This window comes from Rhizobium sp. RHZ01, from assembly GCF_014851595.1.
Taxonomy (GTDB): Bacteria; Pseudomonadota; Alphaproteobacteria; order Rhizobiales; family Rhizobiaceae; genus Rhizobium; species Rhizobium altiplani.
In genome coordinates, this window is sequence record NZ_JACUZZ010000020.1 from 1 (window position 1) to 17,524 (window position 17,524).

Below are 17,524 nucleotides of genomic sequence, written 5' to 3' on the forward strand. Positions count from 1 at the left end.
TGGCGACAACGTCACTGTAGACGTCGAGCTGATCGTTCCGATCGCGATGGAAGAAAAGCTGCGCTTCGCTATCCGCGAAGGCGGCCGTACCGTCGGCGCCGGCATCGTCGCCTCGATCGTCGAGTAATCGAAAGACCGGCCGTTTCGCCTGAAGCGGCCGATTCGATGACATTATTATGATGCAAGCGGCGCTAGCCGCTTGCTTATTACAGAGAAATGTTGCAAATGGCGCGCGAGCGCGATTTGCGCCCTGCTTCGTTCATTGGAGCGGGTGACTACAACAAGCAATAAGGTGGCCGTAAGGCCTGAAGACTGGATAGGGATGCCGCATTCCGGTGCCCCTCTCGATCTTTGAAACCGGTGGTCCGCCTTAGGAAAAAAGAACAACCCGTGTCTGCCTAACAGGCACGTGGGAAACAAACACAAGGATAACGTCGAATGAACGGCCAAAATATCCGCATTCGCCTGAAGGCGTTCGATCACCGCATTCTCGACGCTTCGACGCGCGAGATCGTGTCGACGGCGAAGCGCACCGGCGCAAGCGTCCGGGGCCCCGTTCCGCTTCCGACTCGCATCGAGAAGTTTACGGTCAACCGGTCCCCACACATCGACAAGAAGAGCCGCGAGCAGTTCGAGATGCGCACGCATAAGCGCCTCCTCGACATCGTAGATCCGACCCCGCAGACGGTAGACGCGCTGATGAAGCTCGATCTCGCCGCCGGTGTCGATGTTGAGATCAAGCTCTGAGCCTTGCTCGAGCGGATTTGGAAGGATTGAACCGATGCGTTCAGGTGTGATTGCACAGAAGGTGGGTATGACCCGCGTCTACAACGACGCTGGTGAACATGTCCCGGTAACAGTACTGCGTCTGGATGGCTGCCAGGTTGTGGCCCAGCGCACTGTTGAGAAGAACGGCTATGCCGCAGTCCAGCTCGGTGCTGGCACGGCGAAGGTCAAGAATACGTCGAAGGCGATGCGCGGTAACTTTGCTGTTGCCAACGTCGAGCCGAAGGCCAAGCTTACGGAATTCCGCGTCACGGAAGACAATCTCCTCGAGGTTGGCACCGAGCTCAAGGCTGGTCACTTCGCAGCTGGTCAGCTCGTCGATGTGACGGGCACGACGATCGGTAAGGGCTTTGCCGGCGTCATGAAGCGCCACAATTTTAGTGGTGGCCGTGCTACGCATGGTAACTCGGTTTCGCACCGCTCGCACGGTTCGACCGGTCAGCGCCAGGATCCCGGTAAGGTATTCAAGAACAAGAAGATGGCTGGTCACATGGGCCAGACGCGCGTAACGACTCAGAACCTGGAAGTGGTTTCGACCGACGAAGATCGTGGTCTGATCCTGATCAAGGGTGCAGTACCCGGTTCCAAGGGTGCCTGGATCATCGTGCGCGATGCCGTCAAATCGGCAGCGAAGTAAGGGAGCCGGACCAATGGAATTCAACGTCAAGACCCTCGAGGGAAAAGACGCAGGGAAGGTTTCTCTTTCTGACGCGATTTTCGGTCTCGAGCCCCGCGAAGACATTCTCGCCCGCGTCATCCGCTGGCAGCTTGCCAAGAAGCAGCAGGGCACGCACCAGGCAAAGGGCCGCGCGGACGTCTCGCGCACCGGCGCCAAGATGTACAAGCAGAAGGGTACGGGCCGCGCTCGTCACCATTCGGCTCGCGCTCCGCAGTTTCGCGGCGGTGGTAAGGCCCACGGCCCGGTCGCTCGCAGCCACGAACACGACCTTCCGAAGAAGGTTCGCGCTCTCGGTCTGCGTCACGCCCTCTCGGCCAAGCTGAAGTCCGACGATGTCATCATCATCGACAGCCTGGTTGCTGCAGAAGCAAAGACCAAGGCACTGGCATCGGCTTTCGAGACGCTCGGCCTGACCAACGCGCTCTTCATCGGCGGCGCTGAACTTGATGGCAACTTCAAGCTCGCAGCTCAGAACATCCCGAACATCGATGTTCTGCCGATCCAGGGCATCAACGTTTACGACATCGTGCGCCGCGGCAAGCTCGTGCTTTCCAAGGCTGCCGTCGAAGCTCTAGAGGAGCGTTTCAAGTGACCGACCTTCGCCACTATGATGTGATCGTCTCGCCGGCGATCACCGAAAAGTCCACGCTGGTATCGGAAAACAACCAGGTTGTTTTCAACGTCGCCAAGAAGGCGTCGAAGCCGGAAATCAAGGCTGCAGTCGAGGCGCTGTTCGGCGTCAAGGTCACGGCCGTCAACACTCTGCTCCGCAAGGGCAAGACCAAGCGTTTCAAAGGTTTTGTCGGCAAGCAGCAGGACGTGAAGAAGGCAGTTGTGACGCTGGCTGAAGGCCAGACGATCGACGTCTCCACCGGTCTCTGAGGAATAATAAAATGGCATTGAAAACATTCAATCCTACGACCCCGAGCCAGCGTCAGCTGGTCATCGTCGACCGCTCCTCGCTCTACAAGGGCAAGCCGGTCAAGGCGCTGACGGAAGGTCTGACCAAGAGCGGCGGTCGTAACAACCTCGGCCGCATCACCGCCCGCTTCATCGGCGGCGGTCACAAGCGCACCTACCGTCTGGTCGACTTCAAGCGTCGCAAGTTCGACGTTGAAGGCACCGTCGATCGTATCGAATACGATCCGAACCGCACGGCTTTCATTGCGCTGGTGACCTATGCTGACGGCGAAAAGGCCTACATCCTCGCTCCGCAGCGCCTCGCTGCCGGCGACAAGGTCATCGCTTCCGAGAAGGCTGTCGACGTAAAGCCCGGCAACACGATGCCGCTGCAGTTCATCCCGGTCGGCTCCATCATCCACAACGTGGAAATGAAGCCGGGCAAGGGTGGTCAGATCGCTCGCTCCGCCGGTTCCTACGCACAGCTCGTCGGTCGCGACCAGGGCATGGCGATCCTTCGCCTGAACTCTGGCGAACAGCGCCTCGTGCACGGCACCTGCCTTGCTTCGATCGGTGCGGTTTCGAATCCGGATCACGCCAACATCAACGACGGCAAGGCCGGTCGTACTGTTTGGCGCGGCAAGCGTCCGCATAACCGCGGTGTCGTCATGAACCCTGTCGACCACCCGCACGGCGGTGGTGAAGGCCGCACCTCTGGTGGTCGTCACCCGGTTACTCCGTGGGGCAAGCCGACCAAGGGCAAGCGCACCCGGTCGAACAAGTCGACCGACAAGATGATCATGCGCTCGCGTCATCAGCGTAAGAAGTAAGAGAGGAAGTCTCCAATGGCTCGTTCAGTATGGAAAGGTCCGTTCGTTGACGGCTATCTTCTCAAGAAGGCTGAGAAGGTTCGTGAAGGCGGACGTGCAGAAGTAATCAAGATCTGGAGCCGTCGCTCCACGATCCTGCCGCAGTTCGTCGGTCTCACCTTCGGCGTCTACAACGGCAGCAAGCATGTTCCGGTCAGCGTCAATGAAGACATGGTCGGTCACAAATTCGGTGAATTCTCTCCGACCCGGACCTACTACGGTCACGGTGCGGACAAGAAGGCAAAGAGGAAGTAACAATGGGCAAGGCAAAAGCCGAACGCCGGCTGAAGGACAACGAGGCGCAAGCAGTCGCCCGCACGCTCCGCGTCAGCCCACAGAAGCTCAACCTCGTTGCTGCGGTTATCCGCGGCAAGAAGGTCGATCGTGCACTCGCTGAGCTGGAATTCTCCCGCAAGCGTATCGCAGGCGCCGTCAAGAAGACGCTCGAGTCTGCGATCGCCAACGCCGAGAACAACCACGACCTCGACGTCGACTCCCTGGTCGTCGCCGAAGCCTATGTCGGCAAGTCGATCGTCATGAAGCGTTTCCACGCTCGTGGCCGCGGCCGCGCTTCTCGCATCGAGAGGCCGTTTGCGCACCTGACGATCGTTGTCCGCGAAGTGCAGGCACAAGAGGAGGCCGCATAATGGGTCAGAAAATTAATCCAATCGGTTTCCGTCTTGGCATCAACCGTACCTGGGATAGCCGCTGGTTTGCGGACAATGCCGAGTACGGTCAGCTGCTGCACGAAGACCTGAAGATGCGCAAGTTCGTGATGAGCGAACTGAAGCAGGCTGGTATCGCCAAGGTGGTCATCGAGCGTCCGCACAAGAAGTGCCGTGTCACGATCCACTCGGCTCGTCCGGGCCTGATCATCGGCAAGAAGGGCGCAGACATCGACAAGCTCCGCAAGAAGCTGTCGGACATGACGAATTCCGAAACGCACCTCAACATCGTTGAAGTTCGCAAGCCGGAAGTCGACGCTACGCTCGTCGCACAGTCGATCGCTCAGCAGCTCGAGCGTCGTGTTGCTTTCCGTCGCGCCATGAAGCGTGCCGTTCAGTCTGCAATGCGTCTTGGCGCCGAAGGCATCAAGATCACCTGCGCAGGCCGTCTCGGCGGTGCTGAAATCGCTCGTACGGAATGGTACCGCGAAGGTCGCGTTCCGCTGCACACGCTGCGCGCTGACATCGACTACGGCACAGCTGAAGCGGAAACCGCTTTTGGCATCTGCGGCATCAAGGTTTGGATCTTCAAGGGCGAAATCCTTGAGCACGATCCGATGGCCTCCGAGCGCCGCGCACTCGAGGGTGACGCTCAGGGTCCGGCAAGCCGTGATCGCGATCGTCGCCGCGACAACGCCTAATAGCGTTGGTGGATAAGTTCGGAGAATAAGAAAATGTTGCAGCCAAAGCGTACCAAGTACCGCAAGCAATTCAAGGGCCGCATCAAGGGCGTCGCCAAGGGTGGTTCTGACCTGGCCTTCGGCGAATTCGGCCTTAAGGCTCAAGAGCCGAACCGCGTGAATGCACGCGAGATCGAAGCGGCCCGCCGCGCGATCACGCGTTACATGAAGCGCGCCGGCCGTGTATGGATCCGCGTGTTCCCGGATGTTCCGGTAACCGCAAAGCCGACCGAAGTCCGTATGGGTAAGGGCAAGGGCTCTGTCGAATACTGGGCATGCAAGGTCAAGCCAGGCCGTATGATGTTCGAAATCGACGGCGTCAGCGAAGAAATCGCTCGTGAAGCGCTTCGCCTCGGCTCTGCCAAGCTCTCGGTCAAGACGCGCTTCGTTCAGCGTATTGCAGAGTAAGGAGCAAGGCACATGAAAGCCGAAGAAGTACGCGGCCTCACGGCCGATCAGCTCAAGGACAAGCTCGCCGACCTGAAGAAGGAGCAGTTCAACCTGCGCTTCCAGAAGGCAACCGGTCAGCTGGAAAAGTCCTCGCGCATCAACGAAGTCCGTAAGGACATCGCCCGCGTGAAAACCATTGCCCGCCAGAAGGCGGCAGAAGCAAAGGCGTAAAGGAAAACATCATGCCGAAGCGCATTCTGCAGGGCGTTGTCGTTGGCGACAAGAACGAGAAGACTGTCGTAGTTCGCGTTGAGCGTCGTTTCGCTCACCCGCTGCTCCAGAAGACCGTTCGTCGTTCCAAGAAGTACAAGGCCCACGACGAAAACAACCAGTACAAGATCGGCGATACCGTATCCATCGAGGAATGCGCGCCGATTTCCAAGGACAAGCGCTGGACGGTCGTTTCCGCCCAGGCCAAGTAAGATTTTTGCGCGAGGCCTTGCGTCTCGCGGAAATATCTGTATGAAGCAGCGTCAGAACGCTCGTTCGTCGAGCGTTCTTTTGCTTTGAGCGCACGGAAGGTCCCGACGGGAAACCACCCTGGCACGATCGATCCCGCGCTATTCAAGCTATTGCCGTGTTTTCGCCTGTCCTTGTGGCAAGCGGCCGGCTGACAATTTTCATAAGCCGGGGTAGGGGGCGAAAGCCCAACCATTCCGGTAAACCAAAAAGGCGACCTGATATGATTCAGATGCAAACAAACCTCGACGTGGCGGATAATTCCGGCGCACGTCGTGTCATGTGCATCAAGGTGCTGGGCGGCTCGAAGCGCAAGTATGCCGGGATCGGCGACATTATTGTCGTTTCGATCAAGGAAGCGATCCCGCGCGGCCGCGTGAAGAAGGGTGACGTGATGAAGGCGGTGGTTGTTCGTACCGCCAAGGAAATCCGTCGCGTTGATGGCAGCATCATCCGCTTCGACACGAATGCAGCAGTCCTCATCGACAACAAGAAAGAGCCGATCGGCACCCGTATCTTCGGACCGGTTCCGCGCGAACTTCGCGCCAAGAACCACATGAAGATCATCTCGCTGGCTCCCGAAGTACTGTAAGGAGCGCGAAGGATGCAAAAGATTCGTAAGGGCGACAAGGTCGTCATGCTCGCAGGCAAGGACAAGGGCCGTACCGGCGAAGTCCTTCAGGTTCTGCCCAAGGAAGATCGCGCCGTTGTTCGTGGCGTCAACGTCGTAAAGCGCCACCAGCGCCAGACGCAGAGCCAGGAAGCCGGCATCATCAGCAAGGAAGCTTCGGTTCACCTGTCCAACGTCGCAATCGTCGACAAGGACGGCAAGCCGACCCGCGTTGGCTTCAAGGTTGTTGACGGCAAGAAGGTCCGTGTGGCCAAGCGTTCCGGTGAGGTGATCTGATGGCTGACGCAAAGTACGAGCCACGGCTCAAGAAGGAATATGTCGAGCGCATTCGTGCGGCGATGCAGGAGAAGTTCTCCTACGCCAACGAGATGATGATTCCGAAGCTCGACAAGATCGTAATCAACATGGGTGTTGGTGAAGCAACGGCTGATTCGAAGAAGCCGACTGTTGCTGCAGCCGACCTGGCCGCTATTGCCGGCCAGAAGCCGGTCATCACCCGTGCACGCAACTCCATCGCTGGCTTCAAGGTCCGCGAGCAGATGCCGATCGGCGCAAAGGTCACCCTGCGCGGCGCTCGCATGTACGAGTTCCTGGACCGTCTCGTGAACATCGCGCTTCCGCGCGTTCGCGACTTCCGCGGCCTGAACCCGAAAAGCTTTGACGGCCGTGGCAACTTCGCCATGGGCATCAAGGAGCACATTGTGTTCCCTGAGATCAACTACGACAAGGTTGATCAGATGTGGGGCATGGACATCATCGTTTGCACGACGGCAACGAAGGACGACGAAGCGCGGGCTCTCCTGACAGAGTTCAACTTCCCGTTCCGTCAGTAACCGTAACGACGAGCGTAGAAAAGGAACCGCACATGGCGAAGACAAGCGCAGTTGAAAAGAACAAGCGCCGCCGTACTACGGTCGCTAACCAGGCTGCCAAGCGCGCAGCTCTGAAGGCGATCATCATGAACCAGGCTCTTCCGATCGAAGAGCGGTTCAAGGCCTCGATCAAGCTGGCATCCCTGCCGCGCGATGGATCCAAGACCCGCATTCGCAACCGTTGCGAAGTATCGGGCCGTCCGCGCGCATACTACCGCAAACTGCGCATGTCGCGTATCGCGCTGCGTGAACTCGGCAATCTCGGCAAGGTGCCGGGCATCGTCAAGTCGAGCTGGTAAGGAGCAGGTTAGATGACAATGACTGATCCGTTGGGCGATATGCTCACTCGCATCCGTAACGGCGCTTCTCGCCGCAAGTCGTCGGTCTCGACGCCTGCTTCGAAGCTCCGTGCACGTGTTCTCGATGTTCTGCAGTCTGAAGGCTACATCCGTGGCTACTCCGTTGTCGATTTCGGCAATGGCAAGTCTGAGCTCAACATCGAACTCAAGTACTATGAAGGCGCATCGGTGATCCGTGAGATCGGCCGTGTGTCCAAGCCGGGCCGCCGGGTTTATGTCTCGGTCAAGTCCATTCCGCAGGTCGCGAACGGCCTCGGCATCACTATCCTTTCGACCCCGAAGGGCGTGATGGCCGATCACCAGGCTCGCGAACAGAACGTTGGTGGCGAGGTTCTTTGCTCGGTCTTCTAAGGCTGAGCAGGGATCTCCATAGCGAACAGACAGGATATAAAAATGTCTCGTATCGGTAAAAAGCCCGTTCAGGTGCCTGCTGGGATCACGGCTACGGTCGATGGCCAGAAGGTTACCGCTAAGGGCCCGAAGGGCGAGCTGTTCTTCGTCGCAAACGACGAAGTCGGCGTGAAGCTCGAAAATAATGCGGTCGTCGTGACGCCGCTCAGCCAGACGAAGAATGCTCGTGCAAAGTGGGGCATGTCCCGCACGATGATCGAGAACATCTTCAAGGGCGTTAAGGACGGCTTTGAGCGCAAGCTCGAAATCAACGGCGTCGGTTACCGCGCGTCGCTTCAGGGCAAGAACCTGCAGCTGGCACTCGGCTTCAGCCATGACGTTGTGTATGAGCCGCCGCAGGGCATCACGATCACTGTGCCGAAGCCGACGGAAATCGTCGTCACCGGCATCAACAAGCAGCAGGTCGGCCAGGTTGCCGCTGAAATCCGCGAATACCGCGGTCCTGAGCCTTACAAGGGCAAGGGCGTCAAGTATGCCGAAGAGCGGATCGTCCGCAAAGAAGGCAAGAAGAAGTAAGGATCACGCGAAATGGCTAGCAGGAAAGAAGCACTTGCACGTCGTGCCAACCGCGTGCGTCGTCACCTCAAGTCGGTGGCCAACGGCCGTCCGCGCCTGTCGGTTCATCGCTCGTCGAAGAACATCTATGCTCAAGTCATTGACGATGTCGCTGGTAAGACGCTTGCGTCTGCCTCGACCCTCGACAAGGACCTGCGCGGTTCTCTGAAGACCGGTGCTGACACGGCAGCAGCTGCCCTCGTAGGCAAGCTCGTTGCTGAGCGCGCCTCGAAGGCAGGCGTCAAGGACGTCGTATTCGACCGTGGCGCCTTCATCTACCACGGCCGCATCAAGGCCCTGGCAGAAGCAGCCCGCGAAGGCGGTCTGTCCTTCTAATAAAGTTTCCGGCCGGCAGCCTTAGGGTACCGGCCGGATATCACCGGACCGCAGGCGTCCCGAAAAGGGGAGGCCGATGCGGTCCTCGTTTTGTTTGCCGATTGCACCCGGAAAAGAAAAAGGAAGAGGACAATGGCACAGGAAAGAAGGCCGCAGCGGGAAGACCGCCAGGCCCGTGAAGAGCGCGATAGCGAATTCGTCGACAAGCTGGTCGCGATTAACCGCGTTGCCAAGGTTGTTAAGGGTGGCCGCCGTTTCGGTTTCGCCGCTCTCGTCGTCGTTGGTGACCAGAAGGGCCGCGTTGGCTTCGGTCACGGCAAGGCACGCGAAGTGCCGGAAGCAATCCGCAAGGCGACTGAAGCTGCCAAGCGCGAACTGATCTTCGTACCGCTGCGTGACGGCCGTACGCTGCATCACGACGTTCATGGCCGCCATGGCGCCGGCAAGGTTCTGCTTCGTTCGGCCAAGGTCGGTACCGGTATCATCGCCGGTGGTCCGATGCGCGCTGTTTTCGAAACGCTCGGCGTTCACGACGTTGTCGCCAAGTCGACCGGTTCCTCGAACCCATACAACATGGTTCGCGCTACCTTCGACGCTCTGAAGCACCAGGTTCACCCGAAGGACATCGCAGCTCAGCGCGGCATCAAGTATGCAACGCTCCAGGCTCGCCGTGCCGCTTCTGGCAATGCCTCTGAAGAATAAGAGGAGTCTGACAGATGGCTAAGGCTACCAAGAAGACTGAAGCGAAGACGGTTATTGTCGAACAGATCGGCAGCCCGATTCGTCGTCCGGACGTCCAGCAGCGCACGCTGATCGGCCTCGGACTCAACAAGATGCACCGTCGCCGCACGCTGGAAGATACTCCTTCCGTTCGTGGCATGATCCGTGCTGTCCAGCATCTCGTTCGCGTCGTCGACGAGAAGTAAGCCGGGAGATTCGCTATGAAACTCAATGAAATTAAAGACAACGAAGGTTCGACCCACAGCCGCAAGCGCCTCGGCCGCGGTATTGGTTCGGGCTCGGGCAAGACCGGTGGTCGCGGTGTGAAGGGTCAGAAGTCCCGTTCCGGCGTCGCTATCAACGGTTTCGAAGGCGGTCAGATGCCAATCTACCGTCGCCTGCCGAAGCGCGGCTTCAACAACATTTTCAAGGCCGACTTCGTCGTCGTGTCGCTTGAGCGTGTTCAGGCTGCGATCGACGCTGGCAAGCTCGACGCCAAGTCCACGGTTGATGCAGCAGCTCTCAAGGCTGCCGGCGTTATCCGTCGCGTCAAGGACGGCGTTCGCGTTCTCGCCGACGGCGAGCTGAAGGCAAAGGTCAAGTTCGAAGTTGCTGGCGCTTCCAAGCCGGCTGTCGAAAAGATCGAAAAAGCTGGCGGTTCCGTCACGCTTCTTTCTGCCGCAGCTGCAGAATAATTAATCTTATGATAAGTCGCCCGGGGTGCTTCACACCGGGCGATTTTGCTCCCATATGTGAGCCTCACAAAAACCGGCTGGACGCACGTGCGTCATGGACGGTAGGAACGAACACAAGGGTGAGGCATAGGTTGCGTTCGCAATCCGTCCGAAACCCGCTTTTGAATAATTCAGAATGCTGATACCGGGTCCTGCACCTCGCTTGGCTAGAGCCCGGAATTGGTAGCGCGGAGAATCGCATGGCGTCTGCAGCGGAACAGTTGGCTTCTAACCTCAATTTCTCGACCTTCGCCAAAGCCGAGGATCTCAAGAAGCGCCTGTGGTTCACACTGGCAGCTCTCCTCGTGTACCGGCTCGGTACCCACATTCCGCTCCCCGGCCTCAATCCAGAAGCTTATGCCCAGGCCTTCCGTGGCCAGGCAGGCGGCATTCTCGGCCTCTTCAACATGTTCTCGGGCGGCGCCGTGCAGCGCATGGCAATCTTTGCGCTCGGCATCATGCCTTACATTTCCGCTTCGATCATCGTGCAGCTGATGACTTCGGTCGTTCCGGCGCTCGAAAACCTGAAGAAGGAAGGCGAACAGGGCCGCAAGATCATCAACCAGTATACGCGCTACGGCACGGTACTCCTCGGTGCGCTTCAGGCTTACGGCATTTCCGTCGGTCTTGAGAGCGGCAACGGCCTTGTTGTCGATCCTGGCATCTTCTTCCGCATTTCGACGGTCGTGACCCTGCTCGGCGGCACGATGTTCCTGATGTGGCTCGGCGAGCAGATCACCTCGCGCGGCATCGGCAACGGCATCTCGCTGATCATCTTCGCCGGTATCGCCGCAGGCCTTCCGCAGGCTCTTGCCGGCACCCTCGAACTTGGCCGCACCGGCGCCCTGTCGACGACGCTGATTCTCGCCGTCATCGTCATTGCGATCGCCGTTATCGCGATCATCGTTTTCGTCGAGCGTGCGCAGCGCCGCCTGCTGATCCAGTATCCGAAGCGCCAGGTCGGCAACCGCATGTTCCAGGGCGACACGTCGCACCTGCCGCTGAAGCTCAACACCTCGGGCGTTATCCCGGCGATCTTCGCGTCTTCGCTGCTGCTGCTGCCGGCGACCGTTGCAGGCTTTGCCAACACGACCGCACTGCCGGCCTGGGCGACCTCGATCGTCGCCGCGCTCGGCCACGGCCAGCCGCTCTATATGCTGCTCTACGGCCTGCTGATCGCTTTCTTCGCCTTCTTCTATACCGCTATCGTCTTCAATCCGAAGGACACCGCCGACAATCTGAAGAAGCATGGCGGCTTCATCCCGGGTATTCGCCCGGGCGAGCGGACTGCTGAGTATATCGACTACGTGCTGACCCGCATTACGGTGATTGGCGCGATCTACCTCGTCTTCGTGTGCATTCTGCCTGAAATTCTTGTGTCTCAGACGGGCATTCCTTTGTCCTTGGGTGGCACTTCGCTCTTGATCGTGGTTAGCGTAACTCTCGATACGGTGGCGCAGATTCAGGGTCATCTGATCGCACAGCAGTATGAAGGCCTGATCAAGAAATCGAAGTTGCGCGGAGGAAAGAGGGGGCGATGAGACTCATACTGTTAGGGCCGCCGGGCGCGGGTAAGGGGACCCAGGCTCAGCGGATCGTGGAGAAGTACGGAATTCCGCAACTTTCCACGGGTGACATGCTGCGTGCTGCCGTTGCGGCTGGCACGGAGGTGGGCAAGCGTGCAAAGGCCGTCATGGATGCTGGCAAGCTTGTTTCCGATGAGATTGTCAATGCCATCGTCTCCGAGCGTCTGGATGCACCGGACTGCACCAAGGGTTTCATTCTCGACGGTTACCCGCGCACGCTGGTTCAGGCCGACGCAACGGAAGCCATTCTGAAAAGCAAGGGTCTTGAGCTCTCGACCGTGATCGAGATCCAGGTTGACGACAACGTCCTCGCTGACCGTGTCTCGGGACGCTATACCTGCGCCAACTGCGGTGCAGGCTATCACGACACCAACGTCAAGCCGAAGATTGAAGGCGTTTGCGACCGCTGCGGTTCGACTCACTTCAAGCGGCGCCCGGATGACAACCGCGAAACGGTCGTCACGCGCCTGCAGGCTTACTACAAGGAAACATCTCCATTGATCGGCTACTTCTATGCCAAGGGCAAGCTGAAGTCGGTTGATGGCATGGCGGATATCGATCACGTCACCAGCGAGATCGATAAGATACTTTCGAAGCTTTAGTCTTTGAAAATAAAACTTGGCGGAAGCGGTTGCTTTTCAGCACTGATTCCGCTAAACACCGCGCCAACTCGCGACATTTATGCGATCGGCGCGGATTTCCAGAGAAGTCCGGGTTCGGTCGTTTTGACATGTACGAACCCAAATCTGAACGAGCGGCCGGTTCGGCTGCATAACGAAAAGCCTCTTGCCGGATGGCAACGGGAACGCAAGGAGAATAGGCGTGGCACGTATCGCTGGCGTCAACATCCCGACTGCGAAGCGCGTCGTTATCGCGCTGACCTACATTCACGGGATCGGTCCAAAATTCGCGCAGGAAATCATGGAGAAGGTTGGCCTGTCGGCTGACAAGCGCGTCCATCAGCTGACGGACTCCGAGGTTCTGCAGATCCGTGAAACCATCGACCGTGACTATCAGGTCGAAGGCGATCTGCGTCGCGAAACCTCGATGAACATCAAGCGTCTGATGGACCTCGGCTGCTACCGTGGCCTGCGTCATCGCCGTGGCCTTCCGGTCCGCGGCCAGCGCACGCACACCAATGCCCGCACCCGCAAGGGTCCGGCAAAGGCCATCGCTGGTAAGAAGAAGTAATTTCCGGGAAACCGGAGGTGAGGGGGCTGGCGGTCTGCGCCGGCCTCTTTTGAGTTTGGGGCAGGGCCGTAAGGTCTCGTTCCGGTGTAGCCGCTGGTATTACGGCGGTGCAGAGATCCAAGAAAGGGATTTAGATGGCCAAGGAAGCCGTACGCGTTCGTCGTCGCGAACGTAAAAACATTTCGTCGGGTGTTGCCCACGTCAACTCGACCTTCAACAACACGATGATCACCATCACCGACGCTCAGGGCAACGCCATTGCCTGGTCGTCTGCTGGCGCCAAGGGCTTCAAGGGCTCGCGCAAGTCGACCCCGTTCGCTGCTCAGATCGCTGCTGAAGACTGCGCCAAGAAGGCTCAGGAACATGGCATGAAGTCGCTGGAAGTCGAAGTTTGCGGCCCGGGTTCGGGTCGTGAATCCGCTCTGCGCGCGCTCCAGGCTGCTGGTTTCATGATCACGTCCATCCGTGACGTGACGCCGATCCCGCACAATGGTTGCCGCCCGCGCAAGAAGCGCCGCGTCTGATCATCGCCATTCACAACACCGGTGAGCGGGTTTTCGCTCCCGGTGCTTCTCAAGCTCGGTTGCCACGATTGGATGGTGGTAACGAACGGAAGGCAAAAATATGATTCAGAAAAACTGGCAGGAATTGATCAAGCCGAACAAGGTCGAGTTCTCTTCGAGCTCGCGCACCAAGGCGACGCTCGTAGCAGAGCCGCTGGAGCGCGGTTTCGGCCTCACCCTCGGCAACGCGCTTCGCCGCGTTCTGCTGTCCTCGCTGCGCGGTGCCGCAGTGACGGCTGTGCAGATCGATGGCGTGCTGCATGAGTTCTCGTCGATCCCGGGCGTCCGCGAAGACGTCACGGACATCGTCCTCAACATCAAGGAAATCGCCATCAAGATGGATGGCGATGACGCAAAGCGCATGGTCGTGCGTAAGCAGGGCCCGGGCGTTGTAACGGCTGGCGACATCCAGACGGTCGGCGATATCGAAATCCTCAACCCCGAGCATGTCATCTGCACGCTCGACGAGGGCGCCGAAATCCGCATGGAATTCACCGTCAACAACGGCAAGGGCTACGTTCCGGCCGACCGCAATCGTGCGGAAGATGCTCCGATCGGTCTCATCCCGGTCGACAGCCTTTATTCGCCGGTCAAGAAGGTGTCCTACAAGGTTGAAAACACCCGCGAAGGACAGGTTCTCGACTACGACAAGTTGAACATGACGATCGAAACCGATGGTTCGATCTCCGGCGAAGATGCCGTCGCTTTCGCGGCTCGCATCCTCCAGGATCAGCTTGGCGTGTTCGTCAACTTCGACGAGCCGCAGAAGGAAGCCGAAGAAGAAGCCGTCACCGAACTCGCTTTCAACCCGGCGCTCCTCAAGAAGGTGGACGAACTCGAACTGTCCGTTCGCTCGGCAAACTGCCTGAAGAACGACAACATCGTCTACATCGGCGACCTCATTCAGAAGACCGAAGCAGAAATGCTCCGCACGCCGAATTTTGGTCGCAAGTCGCTGAACGAAATCAAGGAAGTTCTCGCTTCCATGGGCCTGCACCTCGGCATGGAAGTGCCGGCATGGCCGCCTGAGAACATCGAAGATCTCGCCAAGCGCTACGAAGACCAATACTAACCATCAAACGGCGGGCGAGATGCCTGCATGTGAAGGAGAATAGCAATGCGCCACGGTAAATCCGGCCGCAAGCTGAACAGAACCGCTAGCCACCGCAAGGCAATGTTTGCCAACATGGCGGCTTCGCTCATCACCCATGAGCAGATCGTGACGACCCTGCCGAAGGCAAAGGAAATCCGTCCGATCGTTGAAAAGCTCGTCACCCTCGGCAAGCGGGGCGACCTGCATGCTCGTCGTCAGGCGATCTCGCAGATCCGCGACGCCGCTGTTGTTTCGAAGCTCTTCGACACGATCGCTTCGCGCTACGCAACCCGCAACGGCGGTTACCTGCGTATCATGAAGGCTGGCTTCCGCCAGGGCGACAACGCCGCTCTCGCCGTCATCGAGTTCGTTGACCGCGACACCTACGCCAAGGGCGCAGCCGACAAGGCTCGCGTTGAAGCCGAAGCTGCTGCAGCTGAAGCCGCTTAATCCTTTCCGGTTTGCCGGAAGCAAAACAGCCGGGCTGCAAAGCCCGGCTGTTTTCGTTTGTAGCCCTTGCTGGGCACGGGAGACGGCGGTCGTGGACGGGGTCGTCGTGTTTCCACCAAGACAAGGCGTATTCAGGAGCGGATCGCTGCCCTTGGATGCAGCCGCAAATGCTGTATCGTGCTGCCGCTTGGCATGTTGAGCAGTCTTGAGATCGGAGCTAGCTTGGTGTTCCCGCCAACGTCTCAAGGAGTGGGCGCTTGATAGACCATATAACCGTTGCTGTGAGTGACTTGGCAAAGAGCAAGCTCTTCTATGAGAAGGCGCTTGCACCGCTAGGATACAAACTTTCCTTCGGAAAGGAGAGCGTGTTCTGGGCCTTCGATATCGGCAATGGGTGCCTTTTCGAGATCCAGCAGGTCGACAGCCAGCCGCCTTTGACGAGTGTGCACGTCGCCTTTCGCACTCGAGGCAAGGCCGAAGTTGATGCGTTTTATCACGCCGCGCTTGATGCTGGCGCAAAGGACAATGGCGCCCCCGGCCCACGCCCACAATATGCATCAGGCTATTACGCCTCCTTCGTTCTCGATCCCGATGGCTACAACATCGAAGCCATGATCAATCAGCCAGCGACAGAATCGTGATTGGTCGCTAGCCGATAGTCGAAGGAGCGTGCGCAAATCATGAGGCGGTCGCTGCAGCCCGTGTGCGCTGGCGGCCCTGGCCGCGTTTCCTGCTCCGCGCGATCGGCCGCCATGAGCGGTAGAGGATCAGCAGGATGATCACCGTGACATAGACGTATTGCTCGAGGTCGATGACCTTCGTCGATAGCGCAAAGTGTACGGCGCCGGCAGCGGCGATGATGTAGACGAGGCGATGCAGCCGGACCCAGTTCGGTCCGAGGCGGCGGATCGAAAGATTGTTCGACGTCACGGCAAGCGGAACGAGCATGACGAACCCGGCCATGCCGAACATGATGAAGGGCCGCTTCAGCACGTCGTTGAGCACAGCTGAGAGATCAAGTGCCTGGTCCAGCACCATGTAAACAGTCAAATGCATCGCCACGTAATAGAAACAGAGGAGCCCAAGCGCGCGGCGATAGCGCAGATAGTTCCAGCCGAACAGATCGCGGGCAGGGCTGACGGCGAGCGTCAGGATAAGGAAGCGGATCGCCCAAAGGCCGAGGAACAGTTCGAAGGTCTTTACCGGATCGGCGCCGAGCTGATCGGTCGCGCCGAGATAGAAGGTCCATGCGGCGGGCAACAGGCCGATGGCATAGAGCGCCCAGACAGAGGCCGATTGCCACCGCTTCGCAAGGCTGAGCGAAAATCCCGGCATCAGAAGTTCTTCCGAAGATCCATGCCGCTATAGAGGCTGGCGACCTCGTCGGCATAGCCGTTGAACGGCAGGGTGGGGTGGCGGCTGGCGCCAAAAAAGCCGCTTTCGCCGATGCGCCGTTCCGTCGCCTGGCTCCAGCGTGGGTGATCGACCTCCGGATTGACGTTGGCAAAGAAGCCATACTCCTGGGGATTGGTCACCTGCCAGGTGTTCTTCGGCTCCTTATCCGTCAGGGTGATCCGGACGATCGACTTGATGCCCTTGAAGCCATACTTCCATGGCACGACCAGCCGGATCGGCGCGCCGTTCTGGTTCGGCAAGGTCTGACCATAAAGACCGACGGCGAGCAGGGCGAGTGGGTGACGCGCTTCGTCGAGCCGCAGGCCTTCGACATAGGGCCAGTCGAGCGATTGGAAGATGCCTTTCTGTCCCGGCATCTCTTCTGGCCGCACGACCGTTTCGAAGGCGACGTACTTTGCGCTTCCGAGCGGCTCGACTTTGTTGAGCAGGGAAGCAAGCGGAAAGCCATCCCACGGAATGACCATCGACCACGCCTCGACACAACGCATGCGGTAGGTGCGGCTCTCGATCGGGAATTCCTTGATCAGCGCTTCGACATCGAACGTGCCGGGCTTGTTGACCATGCCGTCAACCTTAATCGTCCAAGGCAGCGGTTTAAAGTCGCCGGAGAGCGCAGCGGGATCGCCCTTATCCAGGCCGAATTCGTAGAAATTGTTGTAGGTCGTGACGTCCTTCAGGGGTGTCGTCTTCTCATCGACCGTATATTTGCTTTCGACGACCGACAGTGCCGCTGCACTGGCCTTGCCGGCTCCGTACAGCGCCATGGCGCCCAGCGTCGCAGCGCCGAGGAATTCGCGGCGGCGCAGATAGAGTTGTTGCGGCGTAATCTCCGAGGATGCGATCTTGGGGGGGCGATAGGCTGGCATCGGAAACCTCCTGAGCAAGTAAGCTCGGTATAAACCTTCAACGCATTAAACACATCTTTAGATCATTGTTTATGCCCACAGGCACGGCTGCGAAAAGCCAACTTTTTGTGTTCGCTGCTTGATGCAATAGTCTGTAACGAAACGACTGCCGTGACCGTATAAGCTCGATGTGCCCAGGAGCCGAAGCGTACCG

General features: G+C 58.7%; 30 protein-coding genes and 1 pseudogene. 29 read left to right on the forward strand and 2 right to left on the reverse strand.

Features of this window, described 5'->3' with window-relative positions; translation table 11 throughout:
- The 29 genes and pseudogenes from tuf to IB248_RS20125 all read left to right on the forward strand — a co-directional run.
- Positions 1–127 (forward strand): annotated as a pseudogene (gene tuf / locus IB248_RS19985) (elongation factor Tu); the annotation flags it as partial.
- 311 nt (positions 128–438) lie between these two features.
- A complete protein-coding gene (gene rpsJ / locus IB248_RS19990; RefSeq protein ID WP_003547547.1) occupies positions 439–747 on the forward strand; it encodes a 30S ribosomal protein S10 in 309 nt (102 codons plus the stop codon).
- 34 nt (positions 748–781) lie between these two features.
- Complete coding sequence (gene rplC / locus IB248_RS19995) at positions 782–1,423, forward strand: 50S ribosomal protein L3 (protein WP_025659906.1); 642 nt, start codon at positions 782–784, stop codon at positions 1,421–1,423.
- Between the two features lie 13 nt (positions 1,424–1,436).
- The gene (rplD, locus tag IB248_RS20000) at positions 1,437–2,057 is read left to right on the forward strand and encodes a 50S ribosomal protein L4 (protein ID WP_007531661.1); all 621 of its coding nucleotides are present in this window, start codon (positions 1,437–1,439) and stop codon (positions 2,055–2,057) included.
- Entirely contained in the window at positions 2,054–2,347 is a 294-nt protein-coding gene (locus tag IB248_RS20005; protein ID WP_016553551.1) for a 50S ribosomal protein L23, read from the forward strand. Before rplD ends, IB248_RS20005 begins: the two co-directional genes overlap by 4 nt.
- An 11-nt stretch (positions 2,348–2,358) precedes the next feature.
- A complete protein-coding gene (rplB, locus tag IB248_RS20010; RefSeq protein ID WP_018857111.1) occupies positions 2,359–3,195 on the forward strand; it encodes a 50S ribosomal protein L2 in 837 nt (278 codons plus the stop codon).
- A 15-nt stretch (positions 3,196–3,210) separates the two neighbouring features.
- Positions 3,211–3,489 carry a 30S ribosomal protein S19 gene (gene rpsS, locus IB248_RS20015; protein WP_007531666.1) on the forward strand — a complete coding sequence of 93 codons (279 nt, stop codon included), beginning with the start codon at positions 3,211–3,213 and terminating at the stop codon, positions 3,487–3,489.
- A gap of 2 nt (positions 3,490–3,491) precedes the next feature.
- Positions 3,492–3,881 (forward strand): 50S ribosomal protein L22, encoded by a 390-nt coding sequence (gene rplV / locus IB248_RS20020; RefSeq protein WP_018857110.1) that lies wholly within the window; start codon positions 3,492–3,494, stop codon positions 3,879–3,881.
- On the forward strand, positions 3,881–4,600 hold the full coding sequence (gene rpsC, locus IB248_RS20025; RefSeq protein WP_018857109.1) for a 30S ribosomal protein S3: 720 nt from the start codon (positions 3,881–3,883) through the stop codon (positions 4,598–4,600). Before rplV ends, rpsC begins: the two co-directional genes overlap by 1 nt.
- Positions 4,601–4,633: 33 nt before the next feature.
- Positions 4,634–5,047 carry a 50S ribosomal protein L16 gene (gene rplP / locus IB248_RS20030; RefSeq protein ID WP_003573792.1) on the forward strand — a complete coding sequence of 138 codons (414 nt, stop codon included), beginning with the start codon at positions 4,634–4,636 and terminating at the stop codon, positions 5,045–5,047.
- Positions 5,048–5,059: 12 nt separating this feature from the next.
- On the forward strand, positions 5,060–5,260 hold the full coding sequence (rpmC, locus tag IB248_RS20035) for a 50S ribosomal protein L29 (RefSeq protein WP_007531673.1): 201 nt from the start codon (positions 5,060–5,062) through the stop codon (positions 5,258–5,260).
- An 11-nt stretch (positions 5,261–5,271) separates the two neighbouring features.
- Positions 5,272–5,511, forward strand: a complete 240-nt coding sequence (gene rpsQ / locus IB248_RS20040; RefSeq protein ID WP_007787739.1) for a 30S ribosomal protein S17 — start codon at positions 5,272–5,274, stop codon at positions 5,509–5,511.
- A gap of 260 nt (positions 5,512–5,771) precedes the next feature.
- Entirely contained in the window at positions 5,772–6,140 is a 369-nt protein-coding gene (gene rplN, locus IB248_RS20045; protein WP_018857108.1) for a 50S ribosomal protein L14, read from the forward strand.
- A 12-nt stretch (positions 6,141–6,152) separates the two neighbouring features.
- Positions 6,153–6,455, forward strand: coding sequence for a 50S ribosomal protein L24 (gene rplX / locus IB248_RS20050; RefSeq protein ID WP_007531676.1), 303 nt, complete (start codon positions 6,153–6,155; stop codon positions 6,453–6,455).
- The gene (gene rplE / locus IB248_RS20055) at positions 6,455–7,012 is read left to right on the forward strand and encodes a 50S ribosomal protein L5 (protein ID WP_016553557.1); all 558 of its coding nucleotides are present in this window, start codon (positions 6,455–6,457) and stop codon (positions 7,010–7,012) included. The genes rplX and rplE overlap by 1 nt, the downstream gene beginning before the upstream one ends.
- 32 nt (positions 7,013–7,044) lie before the next feature.
- Positions 7,045–7,350: a 30S ribosomal protein S14 gene (rpsN, locus tag IB248_RS20060; protein WP_003573787.1), complete on the forward strand. Its 306-nt coding sequence runs from the start codon at positions 7,045–7,047 to the stop codon at positions 7,348–7,350.
- A gap of 12 nt (positions 7,351–7,362) precedes the next feature.
- Positions 7,363–7,761, forward strand: coding sequence for a 30S ribosomal protein S8 (rpsH, locus tag IB248_RS20065; protein ID WP_004674934.1), 399 nt, complete (start codon positions 7,363–7,365; stop codon positions 7,759–7,761).
- Between the two features lie 42 nt (positions 7,762–7,803).
- Complete coding sequence (gene rplF / locus IB248_RS20070) at positions 7,804–8,337, forward strand: 50S ribosomal protein L6 (RefSeq protein ID WP_018857107.1); 534 nt, start codon at positions 7,804–7,806, stop codon at positions 8,335–8,337.
- 12 nt (positions 8,338–8,349) lie between these two features.
- Positions 8,350–8,712, forward strand: coding sequence for a 50S ribosomal protein L18 (gene rplR / locus IB248_RS20075; protein WP_018857106.1), 363 nt, complete (start codon positions 8,350–8,352; stop codon positions 8,710–8,712).
- A gap of 132 nt (positions 8,713–8,844) precedes the next feature.
- The gene (rpsE, locus tag IB248_RS20080; protein WP_007531680.1) at positions 8,845–9,414 is read left to right on the forward strand and encodes a 30S ribosomal protein S5; all 570 of its coding nucleotides are present in this window, start codon (positions 8,845–8,847) and stop codon (positions 9,412–9,414) included.
- 14 nt (positions 9,415–9,428) lie between these two features.
- Positions 9,429–9,638: a 50S ribosomal protein L30 gene (gene rpmD / locus IB248_RS20085; RefSeq protein WP_018857105.1), complete on the forward strand. Its 210-nt coding sequence runs from the start codon at positions 9,429–9,431 to the stop codon at positions 9,636–9,638.
- A gap of 15 nt (positions 9,639–9,653) precedes the next feature.
- Positions 9,654–10,127 (forward strand): 50S ribosomal protein L15, encoded by a 474-nt coding sequence (rplO, locus tag IB248_RS20090; protein ID WP_016553563.1) that lies wholly within the window; start codon positions 9,654–9,656, stop codon positions 10,125–10,127.
- 239 nt (positions 10,128–10,366) lie between these two features.
- Complete coding sequence (gene secY, locus IB248_RS20095; RefSeq protein WP_018857104.1) at positions 10,367–11,707, forward strand: preprotein translocase subunit SecY; 1,341 nt, start codon at positions 10,367–10,369, stop codon at positions 11,705–11,707.
- Positions 11,704–12,354 carry an adenylate kinase gene (locus IB248_RS20100; protein WP_026371777.1) on the forward strand — a complete coding sequence of 217 codons (651 nt, stop codon included), beginning with the start codon at positions 11,704–11,706 and terminating at the stop codon, positions 12,352–12,354. The genes secY and IB248_RS20100 overlap by 4 nt, the downstream gene beginning before the upstream one ends.
- A gap of 220 nt (positions 12,355–12,574) precedes the next feature.
- Positions 12,575–12,943, forward strand: a complete 369-nt coding sequence (gene rpsM, locus IB248_RS20105) for a 30S ribosomal protein S13 (protein WP_016553566.1) — start codon at positions 12,575–12,577, stop codon at positions 12,941–12,943.
- Between the two features lie 134 nt (positions 12,944–13,077).
- A complete protein-coding gene (gene rpsK / locus IB248_RS20110) occupies positions 13,078–13,467 on the forward strand; it encodes a 30S ribosomal protein S11 (RefSeq protein ID WP_003547577.1) in 390 nt (129 codons plus the stop codon).
- A 100-nt stretch (positions 13,468–13,567) separates the two neighbouring features.
- The gene (locus IB248_RS20115; RefSeq protein ID WP_007531694.1) at positions 13,568–14,578 is read left to right on the forward strand and encodes a DNA-directed RNA polymerase subunit alpha; all 1,011 of its coding nucleotides are present in this window, start codon (positions 13,568–13,570) and stop codon (positions 14,576–14,578) included.
- Positions 14,579–14,623: 45 nt separating this feature from the next.
- Positions 14,624–15,049, forward strand: coding sequence for a 50S ribosomal protein L17 (rplQ, locus tag IB248_RS20120; RefSeq protein WP_018857102.1), 426 nt, complete (start codon positions 14,624–14,626; stop codon positions 15,047–15,049).
- A 257-nt stretch (positions 15,050–15,306) separates the two neighbouring features.
- Positions 15,307–15,690, forward strand: a complete 384-nt coding sequence (locus IB248_RS20125; protein WP_026371776.1) for a VOC family protein — start codon at positions 15,307–15,309, stop codon at positions 15,688–15,690.
- Positions 15,691–15,727: 37 nt separating this feature from the next.
- Here the strand turns inward: IB248_RS20125 and msrQ are convergent, their stop codons facing one another.
- Both msrQ and msrP read right to left on the reverse strand, forming a co-directional pair.
- Positions 15,728–16,384, reverse strand: coding sequence for a protein-methionine-sulfoxide reductase heme-binding subunit MsrQ (gene msrQ, locus IB248_RS20130; RefSeq protein WP_018857100.1), 657 nt, complete (start codon positions 16,382–16,384; stop codon positions 15,728–15,730).
- Complete coding sequence (gene msrP / locus IB248_RS20135) at positions 16,384–17,331, reverse strand: protein-methionine-sulfoxide reductase catalytic subunit MsrP (RefSeq protein ID WP_018857099.1); 948 nt, start codon at positions 17,329–17,331, stop codon at positions 16,384–16,386. Before msrP ends, msrQ begins: the two co-directional genes overlap by 1 nt.
- Positions 17,332–17,524: the final 193 nt, after the last annotated feature.

Excerpts from the sequence above, each read along its gene's own strand:
- rpsC (WP_018857109.1), top strand. The coding sequence starts at position 3,881 with ATGGGTCAGAAAATTAATCCAATCGGTTTCCGTCTTGGCATCAACCGT.
- rpsJ (WP_003547547.1), top strand. The coding sequence starts at position 439 with ATGAACGGCCAAAATATCCGCATTCGCCTGAAGGCGTTCGATCACCGC.
- rpsK (WP_003547577.1), top strand. The coding sequence starts at position 13,078 with ATGGCCAAGGAAGCCGTACGCGTTCGTCGTCGCGAACGTAAAAACATT.
- rplB (WP_018857111.1), top strand. The coding sequence starts at position 2,359 with ATGGCATTGAAAACATTCAATCCTACGACCCCGAGCCAGCGTCAGCTG.
- msrP (WP_018857099.1), bottom strand. The coding sequence starts at position 17,331 with ATGCCAGCCTATCGCCCCCCCAAGATCGCATCCTCGGAGATTACGCCG.
- IB248_RS20100 (WP_026371777.1), top strand. The coding sequence starts at position 11,704 with ATGAGACTCATACTGTTAGGGCCGCCGGGCGCGGGTAAGGGGACCCAG.
- rplQ (WP_018857102.1), top strand. The coding sequence starts at position 14,624 with ATGCGCCACGGTAAATCCGGCCGCAAGCTGAACAGAACCGCTAGCCAC.
- rplC (WP_025659906.1), top strand. The coding sequence starts at position 782 with ATGCGTTCAGGTGTGATTGCACAGAAGGTGGGTATGACCCGCGTCTAC.
- rplF (WP_018857107.1), top strand. The coding sequence starts at position 7,804 with ATGTCTCGTATCGGTAAAAAGCCCGTTCAGGTGCCTGCTGGGATCACG.
- rplP (WP_003573792.1), top strand. The coding sequence starts at position 4,634 with ATGTTGCAGCCAAAGCGTACCAAGTACCGCAAGCAATTCAAGGGCCGC.
- rpmD (WP_018857105.1), top strand. The coding sequence starts at position 9,429 with ATGGCTAAGGCTACCAAGAAGACTGAAGCGAAGACGGTTATTGTCGAA.
- rplE (WP_016553557.1), top strand. The coding sequence starts at position 6,455 with ATGGCTGACGCAAAGTACGAGCCACGGCTCAAGAAGGAATATGTCGAG.
- rplV (WP_018857110.1), top strand. The coding sequence starts at position 3,492 with ATGGGCAAGGCAAAAGCCGAACGCCGGCTGAAGGACAACGAGGCGCAA.
- rpsH (WP_004674934.1), top strand. The coding sequence starts at position 7,363 with ATGACAATGACTGATCCGTTGGGCGATATGCTCACTCGCATCCGTAAC.
- rplR (WP_018857106.1), top strand. The coding sequence starts at position 8,350 with ATGGCTAGCAGGAAAGAAGCACTTGCACGTCGTGCCAACCGCGTGCGT.
- rpsQ (WP_007787739.1), top strand. The coding sequence starts at position 5,272 with ATGCCGAAGCGCATTCTGCAGGGCGTTGTCGTTGGCGACAAGAACGAG.
- rplX (WP_007531676.1), top strand. The coding sequence starts at position 6,153 with ATGCAAAAGATTCGTAAGGGCGACAAGGTCGTCATGCTCGCAGGCAAG.
- rplO (WP_016553563.1), top strand. The coding sequence starts at position 9,654 with ATGAAACTCAATGAAATTAAAGACAACGAAGGTTCGACCCACAGCCGC.
- rpsN (WP_003573787.1), top strand. The coding sequence starts at position 7,045 with ATGGCGAAGACAAGCGCAGTTGAAAAGAACAAGCGCCGCCGTACTACG.
- secY (WP_018857104.1), top strand. The coding sequence starts at position 10,367 with ATGGCGTCTGCAGCGGAACAGTTGGCTTCTAACCTCAATTTCTCGACC.
- rplN (WP_018857108.1), top strand. The coding sequence starts at position 5,772 with ATGATTCAGATGCAAACAAACCTCGACGTGGCGGATAATTCCGGCGCA.
- rpsS (WP_007531666.1), top strand. The coding sequence starts at position 3,211 with ATGGCTCGTTCAGTATGGAAAGGTCCGTTCGTTGACGGCTATCTTCTC.
- IB248_RS20115 (WP_007531694.1), top strand. The coding sequence starts at position 13,568 with ATGATTCAGAAAAACTGGCAGGAATTGATCAAGCCGAACAAGGTCGAG.
- rplD (WP_007531661.1), top strand. The coding sequence starts at position 1,437 with ATGGAATTCAACGTCAAGACCCTCGAGGGAAAAGACGCAGGGAAGGTT.
- rpmC (WP_007531673.1), top strand. The coding sequence starts at position 5,060 with ATGAAAGCCGAAGAAGTACGCGGCCTCACGGCCGATCAGCTCAAGGAC.
- rpsE (WP_007531680.1), top strand. The coding sequence starts at position 8,845 with ATGGCACAGGAAAGAAGGCCGCAGCGGGAAGACCGCCAGGCCCGTGAA.
- msrQ (WP_018857100.1), bottom strand. The coding sequence starts at position 16,384 with ATGCCGGGATTTTCGCTCAGCCTTGCGAAGCGGTGGCAATCGGCCTCT.